Raw genomic sequence first — 26,160 nt, forward strand, 5'->3', positions numbered from 1 at the left:
GTAAATTTTTCATTTAGGTGATTGTCTCTGATAACTACCTAAATCCAGGCTCAGCAAGGCGTTTGAACCTGTGTAGGTCATTCTTAGAATAGAATACCGACACGGTTCACCTATATCATTCCGCACAAGTAACGTCAATTATCCTCACGGGCTGCCAAAGCGACCCGCGTGACCTTGTATTGCCCTTAAAAAGCCCTCTGTATATCCAGTTCAAATTTCTTCTAACAAACGATCCTCAATAAGCTCCCGTCTACCTATGAAAAAAGTACGTATACGTTTACTCTTTCTCTTCCTTTTTTGTGTGTCGGCACCGATGTTTGGCCAGACACGCGTCATAAAAGGCATCATCACGTCGGGCGACGACCGGGCACCGCTTCCCGGCGTAAACGTGGTCCTGAAAGGGACGTCGGTGGGTACCTCCACCAATGCCGAAGGTGCCTACACGTTTACATTACCGGCAACGGCTCCTAAAAATGCCGCGCTGGTCTTTTCCTTCATCGGCACCGTTACGCAGGAGGTGCTGATTGGCAACCAGAGTACCATTTCGGTTAACCTCAAACAGGATGCCACCTCGCTGGATGAGATCATCGTGAGCGCCCTGGGTTTCAAGGAAAACGCCGACAAACGGGGCGCTACGGCCTCGAAGATCGAAGCCAAAGATATTGTCCGGTCGGGCGAAACGGGGGTGATCAACGGGATGTCGGGAAAAGCAGCCGGTGTCCAGATCACCAAATCGGCCGGTGACCCCGGTGCGGGCTCCTACATCCAGATTCGGGGGCAAAACACCATCACCGGCTCCACCCAGCCGCTGGTCATTGTGGATGGTATTCCTATTAGTAACTCCACGCTGGGCGATGGGTCGGCTGGTGTGACCCAGCAGTCTCGTCTGAACGATATCAACCCCGAAGACATTGCCTCCATGCAGATTCTGAAAGGGGCCTCGGCAGCGGCTTTGTGGGGGTCGAGGGCCGCCAACGGCGTTATCGTGATCACCACCAAGAAAGGGGCCAACAGCGACAAGGTCAATATCTCCTTCAGCAGTACGGTTTCGTTCGATACGCCCAACCTGCTGCACCCCCTGCAAAGCAATTACGGCCAGGGATCGGAAGGGGTTTACAACCCAACCGTGGCCAATTCGTGGGGCGACAAAATTGCCAATCGGGTCGGGGGCGACGATATCGTAAACATGAACGGCGCGCGCTTTGAGTCCTACACCGGAAAGACCTACTACCCGATCCTGACTAAAAACTCGCAGCAGACCTTCAACGATGAACGGAAAAATGCGGTTTTCAGAACCGGTACCTACATCGACAACAACCTGTCGATCAGTGGCGGCAACGATAAAGGGAACTTCTACCTGAGCGTTGGCGATCTGCGCCAGAAAGGAATCATCAATGGCCAGAGCGACTATAACCGGACAACGCTGCGGTTCAACTCCGAGCGTCGCTTCAACGACATCATCAAATCGTCGACCAACGCGACGTACGCCCGCACCACCTCAAACCGGATTCAGCGCAGCAACAGCGTGAATGGTCTTTACATCGGCTATCTCCGCTCGGCCCCCGATTTCGACAGCCGCGACTACAAAGGAAATTACTTCGCTTCACCCACGGCCAGCGCGATCCCAAACCGGCAGCGGGCCTATCGCAACTACCTGGGTGCTCTGGCCAACCCGATCTATAACGACCCGCTGTGGGCCATCAACGAGTTGACGAACTTCTCTGAGGTCGATCGCTTCATTATGAGTTCGGAGTTGCTCATCACACCCGCCAGCTGGTTCGATATTACGGCTCGTGCCGGTATCGACGCCAACACCGATCACCGCATTACCAATTTCCCGGTCAACTCGGCAATCAACAGCGGGCTGGGAAGTTTCGAGGAAGCGATCTATAAGGAGTCGGAAATGAACGGCGACATTATTGGCCGTGTATTCAAGGACTTTGGCAAGAACATTACCACCACCCTGATTGCCGGCTTCAACCTGAACGACCGTAAGTACCTCAACCTGGGCGGTACGATGAACACCTTTATCATCCCCGATGCACCCGCCAACTTCGGCAACTCGCTGGTAGCCAACGATGCGCCCTACCGGACAACCACGCACCGCCGGATGGCCCGTCTCTATTCGACCCTGAATGTGGGCCTCTTTAACCAGTTGTACGTCAACGCGTCCGTTGCCGCCGAATCCGGCTCTACCTTCGGCAGCCAGACGAAATCGACGTTCTATTACCCATCGGCCGATGTGGCCTGGCAGTTTACGCAGCTGCCTATGTTTAACGACAATCCAGTGCTGTCGTTTGGTAAACTACGGGCGTCGTATGGTACCGTGGGGGTTCAGCCGGATGCCTACCGAAATGCCACGACCTACGTAAACGCGTCCTTCAGTAGCTGGGCCAATCCGCTGAGTGGGTCGGGCTACGGCAACGGGGCGTATGTTCGCAGCAGCACCCAGGGCGACCCGTTTCTACAACCCGAACGGAAAACGGAATATGAAGTCGGGGCTGACCTGCGCTTTCTGAACAACCGCTTAACTACCGGCTTCACGTATTACGCCAACGAGATCACCAATCTGCTCCTGAACGTAGCAGCCGCCGGGTCAACGGGCTTCACCTCCAAATACACCAACGCCGGTACGATGACCAACAAAGGCTGGGAAGTCGAACTGAATTACAACCTCCTGAACAAGAAAGGCTTTACCTGGAATATTTTTGGCAATCTGAGCCGAAATATCAACCGCGTGACTAACCTGGCGGGTACCGACATCATTACGCTGGGGGGATTCAGCAGTACCGCCAGTACCGTAGCTAAAGTAGGCTACGCCATGTCGTCACTCTATGGAGGTACTTTTTTGCGGACAGAATCAGGCGCGCTGCAGCTGAATGCCAACGGCTTCCCGCAGGTGGCTCCGCAGTTTGGCGTTGTGGGTGATCCCAACCCGGACTATCGCGGTGGTTTCGGTACGAACCTGTCTTATAAGAAAATCTCGCTGAACGTACTATTCGAGACCTTCCAGGGGGGTGATTTCTACAACGGTACCCGAGGGGTGCTCTACAACTTCGGTACTCATGCCGACGTGGGCAACGAAGTAACTCTGACGAAAGACCTGAAAAACTACGCGGGTAAAACCATTGCTGCCGGAAGCACCGTTCGGGGCAATATCCAGGATTTTGGAGCCGGTCCGGTGCTGCTCGATCAGTCGTATTACACCTCCATTGGTGGCGGTTTCAGCACGCTGGTGGAGCAGTTCATTACGGATGCCAGCTGGACCCGCATACGCGAGATCTCACTCGGCTATTCGATCAGCTCGCCCAAGTTCCGGCAGAAATCCAAATTACAGTCGATTGATATAACGGTAACGGGGCGCAACCCGGTTCTGTGGACCAAGATGGTGGGTGTCGATCCCGAAACGGCCCTGAACGGCGCCAGCAACTCACGGGGGCAGGACTACTTCAACAGCCCCAACACCAAATCTCTGCTGTTCAGTGTAAAAATCAATTACTAATTACATGGATCGTGAATAACCGCCATGTATCGGAGTCTTCATTAGCCACGATCCATTATTCATTTAAATCGTATGAAACGCCTACATAGATCAGTTTTTGCCCTTGTCGCCGGTCTCCAGTTCATCGCCTGTTCGTCCATTGTCGAGAACCTGAACGTTGACCCGAATAACCCGACTAACTCAACCGCCAGCCTGTTACTGACGGGTACCGAACTGGCCAACATGGCTACACAGGAAGGTATGGCCAGCCGCCTGACCACGATCTGGGATGGGTACGCGTCCGGCTCTGACCGGCAATGGCTGGATTACTACAATTATAACGTCACGTCCGGCGTTTACGATGCCGACTGGAACCTGGTGTTTCAGGCCACCAACGCCAACGCGCTGCTCACCATTGAGAAGGCGTCTGCCCTCGGGAACCGTAAAATGGTTGCCATCGCCAAAATTCTACGGGCCAATTCACTGGCTACGGGTACGCAGCTGTGGGGCGACATTCCCTTCGATCAGGCCGGTGATATCGTTAAATACCCCAACCCGGCCTTCGAAGCCCAGGCTACGGTATATACCAAACTGCTGGCCTCACTGGACGACGCCATTACGGATCTGAAATCCGGGGTAGGCACCGTTACGACGGAGGATATTCACTTTGGTGGCGATGCCACGAAATGGACGCAGGTAGCCTATACGCTGAAAGCCCGTTTGTTAACCGATCTGAAGCAATACGATGCCGCGTATACAGCGGCCCAGACGGGTGTCAGTGTGTTTGCCAACTCACTTTATGCTCCCCACGGCAACACGGCCAGTGTCAACCAGAATTCGTATTTCTCCTTTCTGGCCGCAACCCGTACCGGCGACATCAATGCCGTTGGCGCGTATAACGTCGGCCTGCTGAACCCGGCCAGTACCCGAAACCGGAACAACGCCAAAACCATCGAGACGGCCCGTTTCAGGTTCTATTACCTCGAGAATGGGGTGAATACGCCCGGCAAGATCGAGCCCAATACGACGGCTTCGGCTGGTTTCTTCGCGCAAAGTGCCAGCTTCCCGCTCGTTACTTACCAGGAAAACATCCTGACACTGGCTGAATCGGCCATCCGTTCGGGGAAGGGCTTCACAACGGCGCTGGGCCACCTGAATGCGTACCGGGCCTGGCTGAATACAGGCGGCAACATCAGTTCGACCTACCTGACGGCAGGTTCGTATAAATATGAGCCGTATGCAGCGGCTGATTTTGCGGCTGGCGGCATCGAAAACGCAGATGGTATTAGTGCCGACAACGCCCTGCTGCGGGAAATCCTGCAGGAGCGCTATGTTTCGTTCTACGGGCAGCACATTGGCTGGGACGACGAGCGCCGGACCCGGAGCGAAGCAGTCGGCATCAAGCTAACGCCCAACAGCGGCAACCAACTCCCCTGGCGCTTCATTTACCCACAAAATGAACTCAATTCAAATCCCAATGCCCCCAAACCCGTACCGGCCACGTTTGACGCCCTGGCTATCTACAAGTAGTTTGGTGTCGTACCGTCCGGGCGGGTAACGTTTTACCATTATACCCTATGGGGACGGTTCGACGCCTTGATGATCGGCCTGATAAAAAAAGCTCTTCCGTGTCTGGAAGAGCTTTTTTTATATAAGCTATACCTGATATAATTTATCAGTAAGTATATATATATGTCTTTTTGATATTATAAAGAATTTTATCAATTTCACCCCTGGTTGTAAAAACCCTTTTTGTTGTTGTCAACGCCACCTTTTACCAAGCACCGCACAGTGATGAGATTGTCCTTTCTCTATCTTTTTTTCCTAACCCTAGGCAATACATTTGGACAGACAATAGACCTGAAACTCGATTTTTCCTGTAAAGAAACAACGGCAGGCTTCCAATCGGTCAAAGTCATTGATAACCGCAGCCAGAACCAGCTTATTGGTCTTGTTCAGAGTGGGTCCTTTAACAAGTCAAGGGAAATTGTCTGCGGAAACCTTGCCGACAGCCTAGCAACCTATTTTACGGATTCAACGAATGGGGCACAGAAGACCACCTTGATACTGATGCTCAACGAACTGTTTCTCAATGAGATACACGGCACAAGCACTGAAACAGGCCGATTCCGGTTGGCTTTGCGATTCTTTACAATGAAAGCCCCCGATCAATTCACGGAGTTGATAACAATAGACACCACCTATACGACTACCGGAGTAGATGTAACAAAAAAATTACTGCGCTCCGTTAGCAGCCAATTCTGTCTTCTTTCGCAACAGGTCGCCCAATTAGCCAGGAAGCAGGAGCCATCCGACCTCATACGTTATAGCTTTCAGGATCTGCTGGTTCTCGACAGCCTGGAGAAACTGAAACTACCGATGTATAGCGCCAGCCAGGCGCGGGCAGGTATCTATCGGAATTATACACAGTTTAAAATGAATGAACCTGAGACAGGTAGCGAACTGGAGTTCGAAGAGCGGAAAAACGAAATACGAGTGTATGCCTTCGACGAAAAACGTAAAAAGAAAACCAGATTATTACCAGACGGTCTATTCGCCGTTTCAGATGGGACGACGTTATTGAGGGCTACGGGGCTGGGGTTCTTTAAGATGAGCAAAGAAGGCTCGGACTTCTATTATTGGCGGCCACGTCCCAATTATGCGGGCACAGGGTCTACACCAATTTTAGCGGGTATCATGTTTGGTGCCGTAGGGGGTCTGGCAGCGGGAGCGTTACAATCAACATCGAAAGAAAACAACCAGTGGCTTTTGCAGAAAGTGAATTACCGGAAGGGTAACTCGGTCCCCGTTTCCTGGGTAAATGGCAAGCCAAAATAGCGTTTATACAGTCAGGGGTTTTCATATGCCATATGGTAACCACATGACGCCTGAAAACCCCTTCCCGCAAAAGCCTCGATACGTTGGAAACGTCTATACCCTGTTAGGGCGTAACGCCCATTGGGGCGTATTCTTTCATGGTTTCCAGCGGGGTTGCCTGTACTTTTTTGTAGTACTCGGACCACTGCCTGCTAAAGAACTGGTTCACCTTCGTGATGGTCTGCTTACTCAGCATTTCGGCCTGATCGACCAGCTGCGATTCGGTTTTGGTGGGCATTTCGGTTCGGCGGTTGATGTACGAACCGGCTTCCTGAATCTTGAACATGGGCGTCAGCATGTATACGCTGCCCAATCCCTGCCGCTCCGTTCGCTTGCCCACCACCTCTTCACGGGCTTTCTTCAGCGAATCCTGTATCGAGAGGGTTAGTTTACGCAGTTCATCATACTCAGTGCCTTTCTTCTCTTTCAGCCGCGATTTTACCCCTTCGGCCGCATCATTCGCTTCCTGAATTCGTTTGGTCACCTCGGTCAGCTGGCGAATGTTTTTGTTCAGTCGCTCCTGCAACGCTTTGCGGGCCAGGGCAGCCTCTTTGTCGAAAGGTACGCGTGGATCGGGGTCGACCGTCAGGAAGGTCGAATCGCTGGCACCGGCATAGGCCACAACAACTTTATAGCGGCCCGGCATGACGGGGTTGCCCGTTGGCTCGCCCGTACCCCGCCGCCCTCCGCCCGCGCTGGGCATCGGAATGGGCGTATCGGTCAAATTCCAGTTGATTCGTTGAACGCCCAAAGCCGTATCGGGAGCCTGCTTCAACGTCCGCACCAGCTTGTTGGCTTCGTCATAGATGCGCACAAACACCGAATCGGCTTTTGGTCGGCCAGCAGTGGCGCTGGTCGTTGCGGCCACAGGGGCCGAGGCAACCAGACTTGACTCATCCGGTTTGGTAACCGATGTGGGCTTCTTCGCCTTTTTATCAGCCGCAACCGACTCCGCTGGTTTTGGTGTTACCATTTTTCCTTTCGGTTTCAGGTAGATAGGCAACGTAGCCCCGGCCGGGCGGTTGGGGGTCTGAAACAGGTCTTCCGCATCTTTTCCGTAGCCTTGCGGGCCCCGATATACGGCCAGATAAGCTGTAGACGGTTCAAAAGCTGCCAGCGGCTGATCCAGGATTTTACCATTCGTAGCAGCCAGTTTACGCAGTGGCCGAATGTTATCGAGCACATAAATCGACCGCCCGAACGTTGCGATGACCAGGTCGGCTTCGCGCTCCTGAATGGCTAAGTCCATCGTTGGGGTAGCGGCAGGCATGCCGTTATCCCACTGCGCCCAGGTTTTCCCTTCGTCGATACTCGCCCAAAGTCCATGCTCGGTACCGGCAAACATCAGGCGCGGCTCCACGGGGTCCTGGATAAAACAAAGGGCGTAGCCTTTAGCCTCTTTTTCGCTCATGATGCGCGTCCAGGTCTGGCCAAAATCGGTGGTTCGGTAGATGTACGGGGCCATATCGGTCCCCATCCTATACGAGTTCGAAACGACGAAGGCTTCTCCGGCTTTGTAGCGAGAGGCCGTAATCTGGGCAATCCAGGCTTCTTTGGGCAGGCCGGGAATTTTGGGGCTCAGGTTCGTCCAGGTTTTCCCACCATCTTTGGTGAGCTGCACGTTTCCGTCGTCTGTGCCTACCCAGATAACCCCCTTCTGGAGCGAACTGGGGGCAATGGTCAGAATGGAGTTGTGGTTTTCGGCCTGGGTAGCGTCGATGGTGAGGCCACCGCTGTCGTCCTGTTTCTGGTGCGCCGGATCGTTGAGCGTGAGGTCAGGCGAAATGGTTTCCCAGCTCAGGCCTTTGTCGGGCGACTTGTGCAGAAACTGGCTACCGCCGTAAAAGGTCTTTTTGTCGAACGGATCCTGCGCAAAACCGGCGTTCCAGTTGAACCGAAGCCGGGTGTTGAGGTCGCCGACAATGGGCTTAACGAAAGATGAACCACCCGTAAGCTTGTCGTAATGAATCACATTCCCCCCCTGCGACATGCAGTAGCCGTAGCGTGAATCTTCGGGGTCGGGGATCACATCGAACCCATCGGCCAGGTTCAACGCCAGCCAGTGACTATTCCGAATGCCGCCCGTATGAAAGGTATAGGCAGGCCCCATCCAGGAGCCGTTGTCCTGTAAGCCACCATATACATTATACGGCACTTCATTGTCGACATTAACGTGGTAAAACTGTCCGACGGGAATGGCTTCGGGGTTTGTCCACGACTTGCCGTGGTCGCGGCTGATGGCCAGTCCGCCGTCGTTGCCTTCAATGATAAAGTTCGGGTTGGTGGGATGAATCCAGAAGGCATGGTGGTCGGAGTGCACCTGATCCGGGGTGGCTAGTGCTTTGAAGGTTTTCCCGCCATCTTCACTGACCGACAGCGGGGCACTCAGTTTGTAGATACGGGTTTCAACTTTGGGGTCTACGTAAATCTCGTTGTAGTAGAACGGACGATCGACCACCACCGCCGGGTCGTCGGTAATCAGGGTCCACTTCTCGCCCCCATCGTCGGAGCGGTAGAAGGCGTTTTTCGTGGCTTCGACCAGTGCGTAAATTTTGTTCGGTGAACTGCGGCTGATGGCGAGTCCCAACCGGCCAAAATCTCCTTTGGGCAGCCCGTCGGCTTCGCCTTTTTTCTTCCAGGTCTTGCCACCATCATACGTGATGAACAGCCCCGAACCCGGCCCGCCGGAGGTGAAATCCCAGGGCGTACGGCGGTGCTGCCACATGGCCACCACAAGCTTAGCCGGGTTGGTGGGGTCCATCACCATTTCGGCTACCCCCGATTTTTCGTTGGTGTACAGAATCCGCTCCCAGGTTTGGCCGCCGTTGGTGGTTTTGAACACGCCCCGCTCCGGGTGTTCGCCAAAGGGAAAGCCAATTACCCCGGCATAGACCACGTCCGGATTCAGCGGGTCGATGATGATCCGGTGGATGTTAAACGTTTTCTCCAGCCCCATCGACTTCCAGGTCAGCCCCCCGTCGATGGTCTTGAAGATACCGCCACCCATGTTGACGGAGTTTCGGGGATTGCCTTCGCCGGTACCAACCCAAACAACATTGGGGTTACTTTGCTGAATGGCAATGGAGCCGATATTGATGGTCGGCTGGTCGTCGAATACCGGCTTCCAGGTGCCCCCGGCATTTTCACTTTTCCAGACCCCGCCCGATGCCGATCCAACATAGATCATCTCTGGATTGCTCACGACGGCGTCGATGGCCGTAATGCGTCCGCCCATAACGGCGGGGCCCAGACTGCGAACGCTCATCTGTTTAAATACAGCCGGTTGCAGGGTCTGAGCACCAGCACCGAGTTTAGTTAACCATAGACATACCAGTAACAAGGGTAGCTTTCGATTCATCAGCATACAGATTTTATCAGGATTAGAAGAGAGAATGAACAGGCGCAATAGATACCAGACGCTGTATCGACAGAAAGTCAATATATTATTTCACTAGGTTATAAATATAAAATTTAATAATTTGACTTTGATGAAATATTCAAAATAAAATATATATTTATTAAATTTATCTAAAATATTATAAGGCTATTAATAGTAAGGGAAGATAATATTTTGATAATTGTTGTATCAAGCACTTTACCTGAGCTGTTTTGTAGGACTTTATTTAGTGAATTGGGTAATTATAGTTTGAGAACATGACCCCGTAATAAGCCGTAACCCCCCGATGGCTCCATCGGGGGGTTACAATAAACAACGTACCTGATCACCAATACAACAGCCCTTACCTCAATTGACCGACCGAGCCCGGTCTTCGGGTCGGATGCCCCAGGTGGTGCTGGGTTTACTGTCCATTTCGATAGTCAACGTGCCACCGTTCAGGATGGTCTGGTGCAGCAGATAAGCTTTCGTATATGGATTGCCGTTCAGAAGAATGCGCTTGATATATCGGTTCGTCGCGCTGTTATTGACCGTTTTGATTTGAAACGATTTGCCGTTTTCCAGATTAAGCGTCAGCTCGTCGAATACCGGACTGCCAAACACGTAAGCTCCATTGGCCGGGTTGACCGGGTAGAAGCCCATAGCTGACAGCACATACCAGGCCGACATCTGCCCCACATCTTCATTGCCAATCAGGCCGTCGGGTCGGGTGGTGTACAGGCTATCGAGAATATACCGCACCTTATCCGCCGTTTTCCAGGGCTGGCCCACGTAGCCATAAAGGTAGGTGATGTGGTGGCTTGGCTCGTTGCCGTGTGCGTACTGCCCGATCAGACCGGTGATGTCGTTGGAGGCTTCGCTGCCCATATCGCCGTGAACCACGAACAGGGAATCCAGCTTCTGCGTGAACGCTTTCTCGCCCGCGAACAGCGAGATCAGCCCTTCTACATCGTGCGGCACCAGCCAGGTGTATTGCCAGCTGTTGCCTTCGGCAAAATCGTCTTTCATATGTCGCGAGACCAGCGGGCTGAAGGGCGTCCGGCGTTCGTTGTCCGACACACGGCCGCGCATGAACCGGATTTGCGGATCGAAATACTGCTGGTAGGCTTTGGCCCGCTGGCTGAAATAGGCATAATCGGCCTCTTTCCCCAGTTTCTTGGCTACCTGCGCAATGGCCCAGTCGTCGATGGCGTATTCGAGCCCGCGGGCCACGCTCTCCACCAGCGTATCGGCGGGGATATAGCCTTTCGACTTCAAAAATTTCAGCCCCCGCTCGTCCAGCATGGCGCTTGCCTTCATGGCGTTAAAAGCGCGGTTGACATCAATACCGGCAATGCCTTTCAGGCAGGCATCGGCCACAACGGGCATGGCGCTGTTGCCGGGCATGGTGTTCGTTTCGTTGCCCACCAGATGCCAGACGGGCAGCTTCCCCTGCTGATCGAAGATGGCGAGCATGGAGTTGATCATGTCTGCCACCCGCCGGGGCTGCGTCAGCGTAAACAGCGGATGCGCACTCCGGTAGGTATCCCAGAGCGAAAACGTGGTCATGTTGTTAAACGCAGCTTTCGGATACACCTGCTTGTCGGCACCCCGATAATCGCCATTGTGGTCGTTGAACAGTGAAGGAGCCACCTGCGTATGAAACAGGGCGGTATAAAAAATCTTCAGCCGGTTCTGGTCCTTCGTTTTAACCGAAATTTTGCTCAGCTCCCTATCCCAGGCAGCATCGGCAGCCTGCGCCACTTTGGCAAAATTCCAATGGGGCAGTTCGGCCCGAATGTTAGCCAGCGCATTCACGGAGCTAACCGGCGAAATACCGACTTTCACCAGCACCTTTTCGTTGGCCTGGGTCGCAAAACTCACTACGCCCTTCACCCGATTGCTCTTTACGGATGTACCCGTTGCCGGTGTCTGGTCGGTATAAAGTGCCAGCTGCTGAATCGGTTTGGCGAAGATAATGGCGAAATAGAGCCGCTGATCGGAAGCCCACCCTTTCGAAAAACGGTAGCCGACGAGGGTCGAGTCGTTCAGTTTTTCCAGATACGTTTCGGTAGGTCTATCGCCTACACCTTCGCCCAGATCGATCACAACATGGGCGTCGCTGGATTTAGGGAACGTGTACTGATGCAGCCCCACCCGCTCGGTCGCTGTCAAGGCCACGTCGATGTTGTAGCGCTGTAGCTTCACGGCGTAGTAGCCCGGACGAGCCGTTTCCTGCGCATGCGAAAAACGCGATGCGTAACCGCTCCGGCTGTCTTTACTGGTGCCCCGGATGAGCTTTACCGCTCCGGTTGTCGGCATGATCTGCACATCGCCCAGATCGCCGATGCCCGTGCCGTTGAGGTGCGTGTGGGCAAACCCGACAATCAGCGAATCGGAATAATGGTAGCCCGAACACCAGTCCCACCCCTGCGACATTTGGGTAGGCCCCAGCTGAACGGCCCCAAACGGCACATTGGCGCCCATGAACACGTGGCCGTGAAAGCCGGTCCCAATAAATGGGTCGACATAACGGGTCAGGCCGGTTGGCGCTTTAGGAACGGCAGTCGACTGACTTTTACCGTCTGGTGGCAGCAATAACCCAACGGCGAGGCTTAACGCAGAAAGGTAGTTGACGGTTGACTGCAAAGAAGATAAACGCATAAAGTAGCAAAAATTGGCGTTGTCGCCGGTCGATATCGTAACGTAAATGATACTTATGATGGTACTAGTTTCTCGATGGTGTCGGGTTTGTGCCGTAATGTCGGACTCGTGCCGTGGTGGCGGGTTCTTAAACCCGCCACCATGAGGTTTTGAGAAACCTCGCTTGTCAGGTTTAAGAACCTGACATCACGCATCACGGCACTATAACCAAGCTCCAGCTTGGCCCAGACATACAGTGGTGTCAATGCCCCAGCCAGTCGGCGGGTATGGGTTGGGGTTCACCACCCTCGCGGCTGTAGAACAGCTTCAGGGTGTAGCCGCCACCCGCTTCGATAAAATCAAGGGCGAAGGGGTGGGTGCCCTGCTTCAGCGCCACCTGCCCGCTTTTTTCGATCGGGCCGTGGTTGCCGTCGTTGTCGATCACCGTCCGGTTGGCAATGGTCAATACCCCTCCATCGTCGGCAACCAGAAAAAAGCTGTAAACACCCGTCGTTGGAACGGTCAGATAACCCCGAAATCGAACCCCGAAACTACCCGCTGTAGCCGTTTCCGGCACGTTCACCTGATTTACCACAACCGAATCGGACGCCGTTGCCCGGTTCATGGCCGCTACGTTTTTGAATTGCCCTTTCACATACGTACTCATCAAGCCGGATTTGACAGACGATGTCGGCACCGGCTCGGCCAGGGATTGTTGACGATACCGAAGCGTGTAGACGTCGCCCTGCAAGCCGCTGTTCGTGAAAGCCGCCAGCTTCACGGTCGTTGGCTGGCTGATTGGTAACGACTCGGGCAACACGACCGACGAAGCACCCGGCAAACTACCATCGGTGGTGTAGCGGACAACCAGATTATCCGTCGGCTTGCGAATGTGCAGCGTCGTTTGGTCCGTAAATACATTCTCTTCGGCAAAGCCACTTAAGTCGGGCACGCGGTAGTGAACCCCCAGCGCATCCAGACGCGGGTAATGCCGGGGCAGCCGTTGCCGGTAGGCGTCGTATTGATTCTGATTGGTCCAGAGTCGTTCGGCCAGCGCCGTCATACGCGGCATCACCATATAGTCGACCCGGTTTTCGGACGGGATATACTCCGTCCAGGTGTTGGCCTGCGCCCCCAGCATGGACGTTGCTTCGGCGGGGGTCAACCCGGCCGGCACGGGGTTGAACCGGTAGACGTTCGCGAGCGAGTTCTTATCGGGCAGCACATCGAAATAGAGGGTATTCACAGGCGTCATCACCACCGGATTACCATTCCGAACCGCTTTCACGGGTGCGTCGGTCACCCAGCTGCGCCAGTACATAACCGTAGCCGATGGGGACAGCCCACCTTCCAGCGCGTCGTCCCAAACCATCAGCTTCTTCCCTTTCGACAGCAGAAATTTCTCGGTTCGGTGTACGAAATAGCTTTGTAGTTCTTCTACGCTCTTGATGCCCTCCCGCTTCATCAACGCCTGACAGGCCGTCGATTGCGCCCAGGTCGACTTTTCCACTTCATCGGCCCCAATGTGTATGTATTGACTTGGAAACAGCGCGGCCACCTCGCTCAGTACGGTTTCGGTAAACGTGTAGGTGGGTTCGTTGCAGGGGCAGATAGGCACCGAAAACGTTTTACCCCAGCCCTCCTGTCCCGTACAGCTCAGAAACGGATACGCCTTGATGGCCGCTGTCAGGTGGCCGGGCATGTCGATTTCCGGAATGATCTCGATATGGCGGGCGGCTGCGTAGGCAATGAGTTCGCGCATCTGATTCTGGGTGTAGAACCCGCCATACTCCGTTTTCCCGTCTTTCTGCCGCAGGTATTGCTTCGGCAGGGCGAAGTCGGGGTTTGTAGCGGCCCGTTTCAGCACCACCGAATCCTGGTTGTTGAAGGTCCGCCAGGCTCCTTCGCTGGTTAGTTTGGGATACGCCTTTATTTCCAGCCGCCAGCCCTGGTCGTCGGTCAGGTGCAGGTGAAATTTATTGAATTTGTAGAGGGCCAGCAGATCGACAAACTTGTGCAGGTAATCCATTGAGAAGAAATGCCGGGACACGTCGAGGTGCATCCCCCGCCACGCATAGGCGGGCTGGTCGCTGATCTGTACTGCCGGGAGGGTAAGCGTACCGGTCAACGTCTTCTGCTCGATGCCCACCGGCAACAACTGCCGCACGGTCTGAATAGCCCGAAACATGCCCACCGGCTCTTTGGCCGCCAGGGTTACCATCCTGGGCGTGATCGTGAGTTGATACCCTTCTGATGCCGTGATGGACGGATCGTATTTGAGCACGATCTGCGAAGAGCCTCCAGGTGTGGGCAAGGGCTTGCCTGCTCCCGACTTCAGCAACTGCTGCAGCTGTCCGGCTTCGTTCCGGAAGCGGCTGTCCTGTACAACCAGTGCCGTTTTTGGCGTAATGACAAACTGCCCCTGACCCGGCACCAAGGAGGTTGGATACGGGATAATCGGGTATTGATCGGGGGCCTGCGCCTGACCGGCACCGGCAAGCAACAGACTAAACCCAACCAGGAAAATGAGGTATTTGAGATGCATTCGATTAAATAAAATAGCCCTGATCATTTCTTTACGGCGCCCCGCTTAGTTCTTTATGTAAATCGTACGCGGCAGCAAAAAGTCTTTTGTGAGTTTTATGGCATCGGAGGATGAGCCAATCTGCACCGCGAACGTTCCCTGTTCCGCCACCCACTGCTTATCGACATTGAGGAATTTAAGGTCGTCTGCTTTCAGGTCGAAGACAATCGTTTTCTGTTCACCGGCGGTCAACGGCACCCGCTGAAATTTCTTCAATTGCCGGATCGGCCCGACAACGGAGCTCACTTTATCATTGACATACAGCTGAACGACCTCGTCGCCATCCCGCTGCCCCGTATTTTTGACGGTGAAGGAAACCCGGGCCGTAATATCCTGCCCGGCAGATGAGACGTTTATCGACAGATCGCGGTAGTCGAATGTGGTGTAGCTGAGGCCGTAACCAAAGGCAAATAAGGGTTTGGCATCGACCTCTACGTAGCCGTGATTTTCAGGTTTCAGTGCATTGTAATAAACGGGCAGCTGACCCACCGATTTAGGTATCGATAACGGCAGTCGGCCCGCAGGGTTGTAGTCGCCGGCAAGCACGTCCGCCAGCGCGTTGCCCCCTTCCTGACCCGGATACCAGGCCGTCAGGATGGCCGGTACATGCGCGGCTGCCCAGTTCATGTTCAGGGGACGACCCTGAATGTGAATCAGAACGACCGGTTTCCCGGTTTTTACTACGGCTTCCAGCAATTCCTGCTGTCGGCCCATCAAATCCAGCGTCGACCGGTCAAATCCCTCCCCACTCTCCATGTCACTCACCACGGCAGCGTTTACGGTAGCGGCCCCGGTTGTCTGGTACTCCGTTTTAAAATCACGTGCGCTGGACCCACCCAGCACCAGGACGACTACGTCAGCCTGTCGGGCTGTGGCAACCGCTTCGGCTATTCCGCTCGACGATGTATCCCGAATGCTGCACCCTTTGGCGTAAGTGACGGTCACGCCCGGACCGAATTTGGCGCGTATGCCCTGTAGTACTGTGGTAACGGCCCCGTCGGGCTGTGGAGCGGTGTAATCGCCCAGCTGGTTGTAAACGTTATCGGCATTGGGACCAATGACGGCAATGTGTTTCAGGGTTTTGGCCAGCGGCAGCAGGTTGTTCTCATTTTTGAGCAAAACAACTGACTCCTGCGCCACCCGGCGGGCCAGCTGCACGTGATCTGCGTTCTTCACCCCCGCCGACGTCTTCTCCGGCACTACGTAAGGATTGTCGAAGAGACCCATCGCAAATTTCTGCCGCAGCACCCGGCTCACCGCCGTATCGAGTACCGCAGCAGGCACCTTCTTCTGACGGATGGCCTCCAGCAGGGATTTTCCGAAGCCATACCCACTCAGGTCGGTATCCAAACCGGAGTTGATGGCCAGCGCAGCCGCATCAGCGGCCGTAGCGGCCACATGTTGCCGGTTATACAGACCCGTAATGCTGGTCAGGTCCGAGACGGTGAAGCCCTTAAATCCCCACTGGTCGCGCAGTACCGTCTTTAGTAACTCAGCATTGGCGGTGCAGGGAACACCATCGATGGAGTTATAGGCCGTCATGACCGACAACGCTCCGGCCCCCACGGCCGCCCTGAAGGCGGGCAGGTAAGCCTGGTGCAGGTCGCGAAAGCCCGGACTGACGCTCCCGCCATTGTGTCCCCCTTCCGGCACACCATAGGCAGCAAAGTGCTTCAGCGTCGACATAATATTGACTCCGCTGCTGATGCTCTTCCCCTGAAACCCGCGTACCACCGCCATGCCCATCTGGCTGGTCAATACGGGGTCTTCGCCATAGGTTTCTTCCACGCGCGACCAGCGTGGCTCGCGGGCCAGGTCGAGTACCGGGCCGTAGCCAACGTGGGCGCCCTGCAAACGAGCCTCCTGGGCAATGGCCGTGGCCATTTGTTGAATCAGGGCCGGGTCCCACGTACTACCCTGCCCTAAAGCCGTTGGAAATACCGTCGTCCCAATGGCCATATGCCCGTGCGGGCACTCCTCGGCCAGCAACAGCGGAATACCCAGCCGCGTATTTTCGATAGCGTATTTCTGGATGGCATTTGTCGCCTGGGCAGCCTGGGTCGGGTTGAGACCGGTAGTCAGGGTTTTCTGCGTCCATGGATCAGCGCGCAGAGTGGCCCACAGCATCCCGATCTTCTGGTCGCGGATGGCCTGTTTGAATTTCTCACTAACCTCGATGACGTCCCCTTTTTTGTCGTACATCTCCCAGCCAAGCAACGTAGCCAGTTGCCCCACTTTCTCTTCGGTCGTCATGCGCCGGAGTAAATCCTGCACTCGCTTCTCGATCGGCGCCTGGGGATTTTTATACAGCGGGATTGGCTCTTTTGGCTTACCGGCAACCGTAACGAGCAGCGTCAGGCAAGCCGCTATGGGCAAAAAACGGCGATGAATAGCCTTCATTTGATTTTGGAAATAGTCTTAACGGGTCAGTACACCCAGTTCGGCAATGGATACAGTCGCGTCGCCGGCCTCGGCGGTTTCGAGGGCGTCGAACTTAAGGAAGTGAGCCGTTTGAGCTTTCTCGAAACGGATGGTCTGCACAACGGGGTTGTTGTTAATGTTGTTGAATGCTCCCTGGCTCACCGGCGCCGACCATATTTTTCCATCCTGGCTCACTGAAACGGCATACCGATACACAATACCCGTCTTTTTCCCGTCCTGACGGGGTAGATACGTGAAGCCTGTCAGCGGCAGTGACTCGCCCAGATCCAGTACCACCGAGGTTGGATTTTCGGGCTGCTTGCGTTGCTGCCAGAACGTGTTGGCATTGCCGTCGATCAGCCGGACAACGTCTTTGCCGGACGATGGGTTACCGGTGGAGACAACCGTCCATTTCGCCGGACTAATGTCAAATTCGGTCGTTACGGGGCTACTTGCCTTTTTCATGTTGTCGACAAACGCACGGGCTTTCACCACGCCACCCTGCGGCAGAGCAACGGCCTGGGTAAAGCGCTGACTCTGGGCCGTGGGCTCCGAGCCGTCGAGGGTATAGGTAATGACCGGATCGGTTGTTTTAGGGCAGGCTATCGTCACCATCCCCTCTTTGTTACGGCTGATAACGGGCGTTACGATCAACTCGGGTGCATTGTACATTTCAATATGGCGAATCAGCGGACTGGCCTTCGACTCGTCGATACTCACCCGGATTTTATTGGTCGTTACGGTCGGGAATCGCAGAATACGCCGATTACCGATGGTTGTTCCGTTGGCAATGGTCTGGTACCCGTCTTTCTGCCAGGCCGCTACGGAAAACTTCTTCACCCGCTGGCCTAACGCAATGTATTCTTCGATCAATAGTCGGTTCAGGGTTGTGGGTTTGCCCAGATCAATATCGAGGGTTGCCTGTTTTGCCCCTTCGGCGGCAGCCCAGTAGGTATCCCGGCTGTTATCGAGCACATTGCTGGCGGCAAAAGTCGCAGCTTTAGTGAAGACGCTGTTGCTGGTGATCTTTTTGCCCCCGGCGAGGTTGTGCGTGGCCTTGTCGGTATAAGCTTTCAGCGCCATGAGCTGTTTTACATCATTTTCGTGCACCAGCCCCCGCCGGTCGACGGGCAGGTTGAGCAGCCAGTTACCGTTTCGCCCGATGGAGCTGTAATAAATATCGACGAGGTGTTCCAGCGATTTCACCTTGGTATCTTCGCCGGCGTGGTAGTACCAGCCCGGCCGGATGGAGCAGTTCACTTCGGTGGGTACCCAGTGCGTACCGTCTTCGTGACCCAGTGTCAGCTCCCAATAGTTTGGGTAAGCCGGGTACACTTTGTCGCGGTTCAGGGTGCTCCAGTTGGTTTCACCGGCATACCCGTCTTCGTTGCCTACCCACCGGATATCGGGACCGGCATCGCTGAAAATAACCGCGTTGGGCTGGTATTTGCGCACGGTTTCGATAAATCCAGGCCAGTCGTAGACTTGCTTTTTGCCGTTCGGCCCTTCGCCGTTGGCCCCGTCGAACCAGACCTCGAATACGTCGCCGTACTGGGTCAGCACTTCCTGAAGGGTTTTCTTGAACACCTCGTTGTATTCGGGCGTGCCGTAGGCGGGGTGGTTACGGTCCCAGGGCGAGAGGTACACACCGAACTTCAGGCCGTACTCCTTACAGGCTTCCGACAGATCCTTCAGCACATCGCCCTTACCGTTCCGCCACTTGCTGTTTTTGACCGAGTGCTCGGCGTATTTCGACGGCCACAGGCAAAAACCGTCGTGGTGCTTGGCCGTGATGACAATCCCTTCCATACCGGCCTCTTTCGCCACCCTGGCCCACTGTCGGCAATCGAGCTGCGTTGGATTGAACTGATCCGGGGTTTCGGTGCCATGCCCCCACTCTTCATTGGTGAAGGTATTCATGTTGAAGTGAACGAAGGCGTAGTACTTCAGCTTGTGCCACGCCAGTTGGCGGGCCGAGGGGACAGCTCCATACGGGGCAGGCGTTTGGGCCAATGAGAGGAGCGAAAAACTGACGAAAGCGACAAGGAGTGTTAATCGACGCATGATTTGGTGAATGGTGTCTGCCACTTTTGTATAGCGACTCACCCGCAAGCCAGCCAATAGCCGAAACCTTACGATTGTCAAGTATCGGATCAATACAGGCGTACAGGAAACAGACAATTTTGGATAAGTTAATTTACATTGACAAGATAAACAGGCTAGTTTTCAGCGGGATATGGGCAAAAATACCCGGTTTTATCATGTAACACCAACGTAATTTCCGGACACTGAAAAAATACGTGCGGCCCTCCGCCGAAACCAGACTGGCTTCGGCGGAGGGCCGCACGTACTGAAACGAATAAACTGAATCTATCGATGCCTACGCAACCTGACTATTCAGGAGGCCACCATTACGTGTCAGGGCACTACTTTCATAAAGGCCGGAGCTTTTAACAAGACTATTCCCAACGTAACCGCCCCACAGATTACCGGGGCGACTGCCGCCCGTAAATCCGTTACCCACGACGTTACCGGACTTTTTACGGAAGTATTTATAAATCGCATAACCAGCGGCAGCCACTAATGAAGCCCCCAGGGCAATGCCAGCCGCTGTCGTTACTTTCTTATCCATGACGTTTGAGGTTGTTTCCACAAATAACCGTCGGCGGGGCAAATGGTTTTTTTAAAGGGCAGCCATTATCCCGCCCAGTTTTCCCGGTCCAGACTTCGGTACTGAATCGCTTCGGCCAGGTGTTCGATACGAATGTCGTCGGTGGCGGCTAAGTCGGCAATGGTGCGCGACACTTTCAGAATACGGTCGTAGGCACGGGCCGACAAGCCCAGCCGTTCCATTGCTGTTTTGAGCAGAGCCCGGCCCGCATCGCTGATGACGCATACTTCTTTCACCAGCTGCGAGGGCATCATGGCGTTGGAGTACACGCCCGGCTGGCTGGTAAATCGGGCCGTTTGAATTTCACGCGCCCGGATAACCCGCTCCCGAATCACCTCGCTGGGTTCGGAAGGCCGATTTGCCGTCATCTGATCGAAGGAAACGGGTGTCACCTCCACGTGCAGGTCGATTCGGTCGAGCAGGGGGCCGCTGATTTTGGCCAGGTACCGCTGCACAACGCCCGGCCCGCAAACGCATTCTTTTTCGGGGTGGTTATAATAGCCGCAGGGACAGGGGTTCATGCTGGCAATGAGCATGAAGCTGGCCGGAAACTCAACGGCCCATTTAGCCCGCGAGATGCTGACTTTCCGGTCTTCGAGCGGCTGACGCATCACTTCCAGCGCCGACCGTTTAAACTCGGGCAACTCATCCAGAAACAGCACGCCGTTGTGCGCCAGGGAGATTTCGCCGGGCTGCGGAAAGCTCCCTCCGCCTACCAGAGCTGCGTCGGAGATAGTATGGTGGGGCGACCGGTAGGGCCGGGTAGCGATGAGCGTGGCTCTGGCCCCCAGCTTACCCGCCACAGAATGGATTTTCGTTGTTTCCAGGGCTTCCTGCAACGTCAGGGGTGGCAATATGCTGGGCAATCGTTTCGCCAGCATGGTTTTTCCGGCCCCCGGCGGACCAATCATGATCACGTTATGCCCACCGGCGGCCGCAATCTCCATAGCCCGTTTGATGTTTTCCTGCCCCTGCACGTGCGAAAAATCGGCATCGTAGGCGTTGATCTGGGTCATGAACAAATCGCGGGTGTCGGTCTCCAGCGGAGCAATTTCCCGTTTGCCTTCAAAAAACTCAATCGCTTCCTGAATCGTCGTGACGCCAATCACATCCAGTTGGTTGACAATAGACGCTTCCTGGGCATTCTCGACGGGAAGCACAAACCCTTTATACCCCCGTTTGCGGGCCTCGATGGCAATGGGCAATACACCCTTGATGGGCCGTAAAGTACCGTCGAGGGCTAATTCGCCCATAATCACATACTCGTCCAGATTACGGGTGGCGGTCATTTGCTCGGAAGCCTGCAACACGCACAACCCGATGGGCAGGTCATAGGCCGATCCCTCTTTGCGGATATCGGCCGGGGCCAGATTCACGACAACTTTCTGGCGGGGCATTCGATAGCCGAAAAATTTGAGCGACGCTTCTACGCGCTGCTCGCTTTCCTTGACGGCGCTGTCGGGCAAGCCAACCAGATGAAAATGCAAGCCTTGAGCAACGACGACTTCAATCGTAATCAAACTGGCATTGACGCCATACACTGCTGCGCCGAACGTTTTGGCTAACATAAACGGGTATAAGTAAACGGTTATAAGGGATGGGTGTCAAAACTACAGAGCGGGACACCAATAAAAAAACGGAGAGGTACTTTTTTGCAGGTACGTTTATTGTACCGGACAGCATCCCGCTGTTTGAGCCGTGACGCAACTGATTGAACTGCCTGCGCTTAGCCGCTTCGCGACTCAAACAGTCAAAGTCTGTTCGGGTTCAAACGCCCATCAGCTCACGGGTAAATACACCATAAATGTGGAGCCTTCGCCCAGGCGGCTATGGGCGGTGATGGCTCCCCCATGATTGGCTACTACTTTCTGCACGATGGCCAACCCGATACCCGTACCGGCATACTGGCTCTTGTTGTGAAGGCGTTGAAAGACCTGAAAAATTCGATCCAGATACATTTCATCAAAGCCAATGCCGTTGTCTTCAATATTGATCTGATGGTAACTGGCCACCTGCCGTGTCGGTTTGATCATATCGGGCAAATCGTTGCCGTTTACTTCCGTGGCGCTAATGCGAACCGTTAGGGGTCGGCCAGGTTGGCGGAATTTCAGAGCGTTCGACAATAAATTCTGGAAGAGTTGACGCAACTGCGACTCATCGCCCCTGACGATGGGCAGCGGCCCGATGTCGAGCTGGGCGCTGGCCTCTTTGATCACAAAATCCAGGTCATCGACCACCCGGTTGATCACCTGTGTTAAAGGAATCTCCCTGGCTTTCTGCTGGCTGGCTGTCATTCGCGAGAACGTGAGCAGATCTTTAATCAAAACCGACATCCGTTCGGCAGCGAGCTGCATCCGCTGAATCAGGTCGGCCCCGCTGCCCAGCTGATCCCCATACTGATCCTGCAGGATAGTGCCGAACGATTGAATTTTCCGCAAGGGTTCCTGTAAGTCATGCGAGGCCACAAACGCGAATTGCTGCAAATTATCATTAGCCTCCTGTAGATCTTTATTGAGCGCTTCGAGCTGAAGCTGGGTTTGCTTGAGTTCAGTAATATCCAGAAACGACAAGACCACAAAATCTCCCTGACGAACGCCCTGCACCTGATACCAGATATCGTAGCCATTGTCTGTGTAGCGATTGTAGTAACGAAGGGGAATACCGGTTTCGGCAAGCTCCAGGTAGCGAGCCCAAACAGGGTTGGTCGACATATTCGGAAAAACGGTCAGCATCGTTCGTCCGATCAACTCAGCACTCTGCTTCCCCGTCATATGCAGTGCCATCTGATTGATCAGTTCATAGCGCAGATCGACTACGTCGCCGGTGGTTGGGTGCCGGACAATGGAATAAAGAGCAATGGCTGTCAAGGCGCTGTTGGTCACAAACCGGAGCTGATCGGCCTGTTTGCTAACCAGCGCATTTGCCCGCTGGAGTGCCTGGGTACGCCCCTGAACCTGCTGCTCCAGTTCCTGCGCATACTGCCGGTGGGCGGTAATATCTTTGGTAATACCCCGTAGCAAAAGCGAGTTTTCGTCGGCAGGATCTTTAACGACTTTTCCCTGTGCATGATACAACCGCTCCTGCCCGGTCTGTTGATTTCGGGCCCAGTACTCAATGTCCATGCTTGTATTCAGTCCACTGGCTACCGTTTGGCCCATGGCCAACGCAATGGTGTCGCGGTCACGTACGGTTTCGAGAACCTGATCCAGCGATGGTAAGGCATCTTTCGTAAACCCAAGCCAGCCTTTGAGCCGGTCAGACAGCAGGATGGTTCCCTCGCGGAGATTTATCTCGAACGTGCCCAGTTCGGCCAGTTCAATGGCCTCCCGCAAGCCCTCTTCGCTGGTTTTCAGCAGCGACAGCAACTTTTTCTGTTCAGACTGCGCCTGAAGTTCGGCCGTAATATCCTGAACGATACTAATAAAACTGTCGGGCTCGCCTTCGTCGTCCAGAATGAGCGCTGAACTAACCTGCGCCCAGACAATGCTACCATTTTTATGCAGATAGCGTTTGTTGAAGACGTATGAACTCGACACACCCTGCACTAATTGCCTCACCAGCGCGACATTTTCCTCAATATCGTCGGGGTGGCTGATGGTTCTGAAATGCTGATCGAGTAATTCGGCCTGTGTGTAGCCCACCATGTCGGCAAAGGCTTTATTGATGAGCTGGATGTTACTCTGTTTGTCCAGAATAACGACACCAACCGATGCGTTCATGAAAGCCATCTGAAACCGCTGCTCAACCGTTTTCAGCGCGGCCTCTCTCCGTTTTTCGTCCGTAATATCCTGCGCCGTTCCCGAGAAGCTATCCTCACCCGACGGGTGTGTCGTGACACGGCCCGTAATGCGTATCCAACGCGTCAACTGGTCGAATGGACTCGTAATTCGGTAATCAATAGTGGTGGGCTTTCCGGTAACCCGGCTGGGCGGATTGGCGACCAGCCCCTGTAGATGTCGCAAATCCTGAGGATGAATACAGGAAAAAAGCTCATTAAGGGGAACCGTAGCCTGTGGCCAGTTATAAATTCGCTGGCACTGCTCGTCCCACTGAATGTACTTCTTATTGGGAAACATTGTCCATAAACCGATGCCAACAGCCTCCAGAACGGAACTCGTCTGGTGTTTAATCCGCTGAAGTTCTTCTCGTAGCGTGGCTAACTCCTCGTCGGCGCTTTTATCGTTACCCGTCATTCAGGTAGAATCAGTTTTAGCGACCCAAAATACTAGAAAAACTACGTAAATATGTATTCTTCTATAGATTAAAAGGACAAATAAGCCTACGGTCAACTATACCGGAAAGAAATGAGCGGCTAACCCACCAGGCTCAGTAAGGTCCGGGCATTGCGCACCGCATGCCCGCCCCCGTCGTTGTTAAAATAGGCAAAGACATCTTTGCCCGTAGCAGCCCATTCTAGGATTCGATCGGCCCACCAGTGCAGATCGGTATCGGAATACGAACCGCCGTACAGATGGTGGTGGTCGGGTCCGTGCAATCGAATGTAGACAAACGGGGCTGTTACGCGGAGGATGCACGGCAGCTGCGCCCCACTCATGATACAGTAAGCCGCCCGGTGCTGCTCCAGCAATGAAAAAATAGCATCGTTATGCCAGCTCGGATGCCGGAACTCAACGGCCACGCGCATCCAGGCAGGAACCTGCTCCAGAAAATAAGCCAGTCGGTTATAATCGCAGGCTTGCTGCGGAGCCAGTTGTACGAGCAAAACGGCCCGTTTCTGCTTCAGTTCGTGCCAGCAGGCCCTGATCCGCTCCATCCAAACCTCGGGCTCATGTAATTTTTTAGCGTGGGTCAAGCCTCTGGGCGCTTTAACGGTTAGCAAAAATCCATCGGGCAACCGCTGTTCCCAACCGGCGAAGGTTGTTTGCCTGGGCCAGCGATAGAAACTGCTGTTCAGTTCAACCGTCTGGAATTTCTGTATGTAATAGTCCAGCCGCCTGGCAACCGGCGTATGGGGCGGGTATAAGACGCCCTGCCAATGATCGTAACTCCAGCCCGATGTGCCAATGTAAATGCCCATACGCTTCCCTAGGAAAATTTTAGAGTATAACTGCTGACTGGGCAAAAGGTGAGAAAGAGAGAGAGTGTGAAAGAGTGAGAGAGTGAAAGAGCGGGCGAGGGACTAGCGTTGACTCTTTCACTCTTTCACTCTTTCACTCTTTCTCATCAGTGGGGGTCACTTCTTCAATAGTGTAGGCAATGGCGTGGCTGTTAGGTTCAGCCCCTGAATGGGCCCATTCGCTGTACTGGCGGGTAAAGGCGGCTCCGTAGTAGAACATCAGCGATGCATAAAAAACGAACAGAAGAAGTAAGATAATGGCTCCTGCCGTGCCATATAACGCGCCTACTTTACTGTTAATCAACAGGCTGTTCAACACGCCCTCCCCTACTTTAAAAAGCACACTTGTAAAAAAAGCGCCCAGCCAGACGGCCCGCCAGCTGATCTTAACATCGGGCAAAACCTTGAACAGAAGAGCGAACCAAATCATCCGCATCACTATCGACATCACCAGATGGCTGACCTGCGCCAGACCGGGATAATACGTCATCGAGGAAAGGGACATTACTTTACTTAACTGACTCATAAGCTGTTCCAGGGCCAGGGCAGCACTAAACAGCAAACCGGAACCCATAATAATGGCCAACGCCGTCAATTTGTCAACCACAAAATTACGAAGGCCGCCCCCCGACTTCCGCCTGATGTTCCAGAGTTGATTCAGGGAATTTTTAAGGATGGTAAAGAGTGTCGTCGACGAGACCAGCAGCAATACAAAACTGAGGGTGGTTAGGGTAATATCCGGCTTGGGAAGCTGCAGACGGTGCGAAATATCTTCCAGTTGGTCGGCGCTCTTCGGCCCGAACAGCTCGGCGAGTTCATCGAACAACTGACCGCTGATCCGCTGGTACCGGTCGTTGAAGAGTCGGCTTAGTACGTTGCTTAGAATAATAACGATGGGCGGCAAGCCAAAGAAAGAGAAGAAAGCCGTTGCCGCAGCCATACGGATGGGGTCGTTGGCCTGCAAGTTGACAAAAGCTTGCTTTAATAACCGCAAAACAGGCACCACTTTTTTCAACAGCGTAACGGTTTA

The 26,160-nt window shown here is 54.2% G+C and carries 13 protein-coding genes; 3 read left to right on the forward strand and 10 right to left on the reverse strand.

All coding sequences use genetic code 11. The annotated features are described in order from the left end of the window. The first annotated feature begins 256 nt into the window (after positions 1-256). The 3 genes from ACYVK4_RS01145 to ACYVK4_RS01155 all read left to right on the forward strand — a co-directional run bounded on the left by ACYVK4_RS01145 (position 257) and on the right by ACYVK4_RS01155 (position 6,319). Entirely contained in the window at positions 257-3,502 is a 3,246-nt protein-coding gene (locus tag ACYVK4_RS01145) for a SusC/RagA family TonB-linked outer membrane protein (protein ID WP_461125649.1), read from the forward strand. A gap of 72 nt (positions 3,503-3,574) precedes the next feature. Further along, the gene (locus tag ACYVK4_RS01150; protein ID WP_461125650.1) at positions 3,575-5,011 is read left to right on the forward strand and encodes a SusD/RagB family nutrient-binding outer membrane lipoprotein; all 1,437 of its coding nucleotides are present in this window, start codon (positions 3,575-3,577) and stop codon (positions 5,009-5,011) included. A gap of 270 nt (positions 5,012-5,281) precedes the next feature. After that, entirely contained in the window at positions 5,282-6,319 is a 1,038-nt protein-coding gene (locus ACYVK4_RS01155; protein ID WP_461125651.1) for a hypothetical protein, read from the forward strand. Between the two features lie 103 nt (positions 6,320-6,422). Here the strand turns inward: ACYVK4_RS01155 and ACYVK4_RS01160 are convergent, their stop codons facing one another. The 10 genes from ACYVK4_RS01160 to ACYVK4_RS01205 form a co-directional block, all read right to left on the reverse strand. Then, positions 6,423-9,716, reverse strand: coding sequence for a hypothetical protein (locus tag ACYVK4_RS01160; RefSeq protein WP_461125652.1), 3,294 nt, complete (start codon positions 9,714-9,716; stop codon positions 6,423-6,425). A gap of 387 nt (positions 9,717-10,103) precedes the next feature. Next, positions 10,104-12,398, reverse strand: coding sequence for a GH92 family glycosyl hydrolase (locus ACYVK4_RS01165; protein WP_461125653.1), 2,295 nt, complete (start codon positions 12,396-12,398; stop codon positions 10,104-10,106). A gap of 241 nt (positions 12,399-12,639) precedes the next feature. After that, positions 12,640-14,922: a family 20 glycosylhydrolase gene (locus tag ACYVK4_RS01170; RefSeq protein ID WP_461125654.1), complete on the reverse strand. Its 2,283-nt coding sequence runs from the start codon at positions 14,920-14,922 to the stop codon at positions 12,640-12,642. A gap of 45 nt (positions 14,923-14,967) precedes the next feature. Continuing rightward, on the reverse strand, positions 14,968-17,361 hold the full coding sequence (locus tag ACYVK4_RS01175) for a glycoside hydrolase family 3 N-terminal domain-containing protein (protein ID WP_461125655.1): 2,394 nt from the start codon (positions 17,359-17,361) through the stop codon (positions 14,968-14,970). Between the two features lie 18 nt (positions 17,362-17,379). Next, positions 17,380-19,446, reverse strand: a complete 2,067-nt coding sequence (locus ACYVK4_RS01180; RefSeq protein WP_461125656.1) for an alpha-L-fucosidase — start codon at positions 19,444-19,446, stop codon at positions 17,380-17,382. Positions 19,447-19,762: 316 nt separating this feature from the next. Then, positions 19,763-20,014 (reverse strand): hypothetical protein, encoded by a 252-nt coding sequence (locus ACYVK4_RS01185; RefSeq protein WP_461125657.1) that lies wholly within the window; start codon positions 20,012-20,014, stop codon positions 19,763-19,765. Between the two features lie 65 nt (positions 20,015-20,079). Continuing rightward, on the reverse strand, positions 20,080-21,621 hold the full coding sequence (locus ACYVK4_RS01190; RefSeq protein ID WP_461125658.1) for a YifB family Mg chelatase-like AAA ATPase: 1,542 nt from the start codon (positions 21,619-21,621) through the stop codon (positions 20,080-20,082). 210 nt (positions 21,622-21,831) lie between these two features. After that, positions 21,832-24,246: a PAS domain S-box protein gene (locus ACYVK4_RS01195; protein ID WP_461125659.1), complete on the reverse strand. Its 2,415-nt coding sequence runs from the start codon at positions 24,244-24,246 to the stop codon at positions 21,832-21,834. A 119-nt stretch (positions 24,247-24,365) separates the two neighbouring features. Then, entirely contained in the window at positions 24,366-25,091 is a 726-nt protein-coding gene (locus tag ACYVK4_RS01200; RefSeq protein WP_461125660.1) for a DUF72 domain-containing protein, read from the reverse strand. Between the two features lie 133 nt (positions 25,092-25,224). Then, a complete protein-coding gene (locus ACYVK4_RS01205; protein ID WP_461125777.1) occupies positions 25,225-26,136 on the reverse strand; it encodes a YihY/virulence factor BrkB family protein in 912 nt (303 codons plus the stop codon). Between the last annotated feature and the right edge of the window lie 24 nt (positions 26,137-26,160).

The organism is Spirosoma aerophilum, from assembly GCF_054782495.1.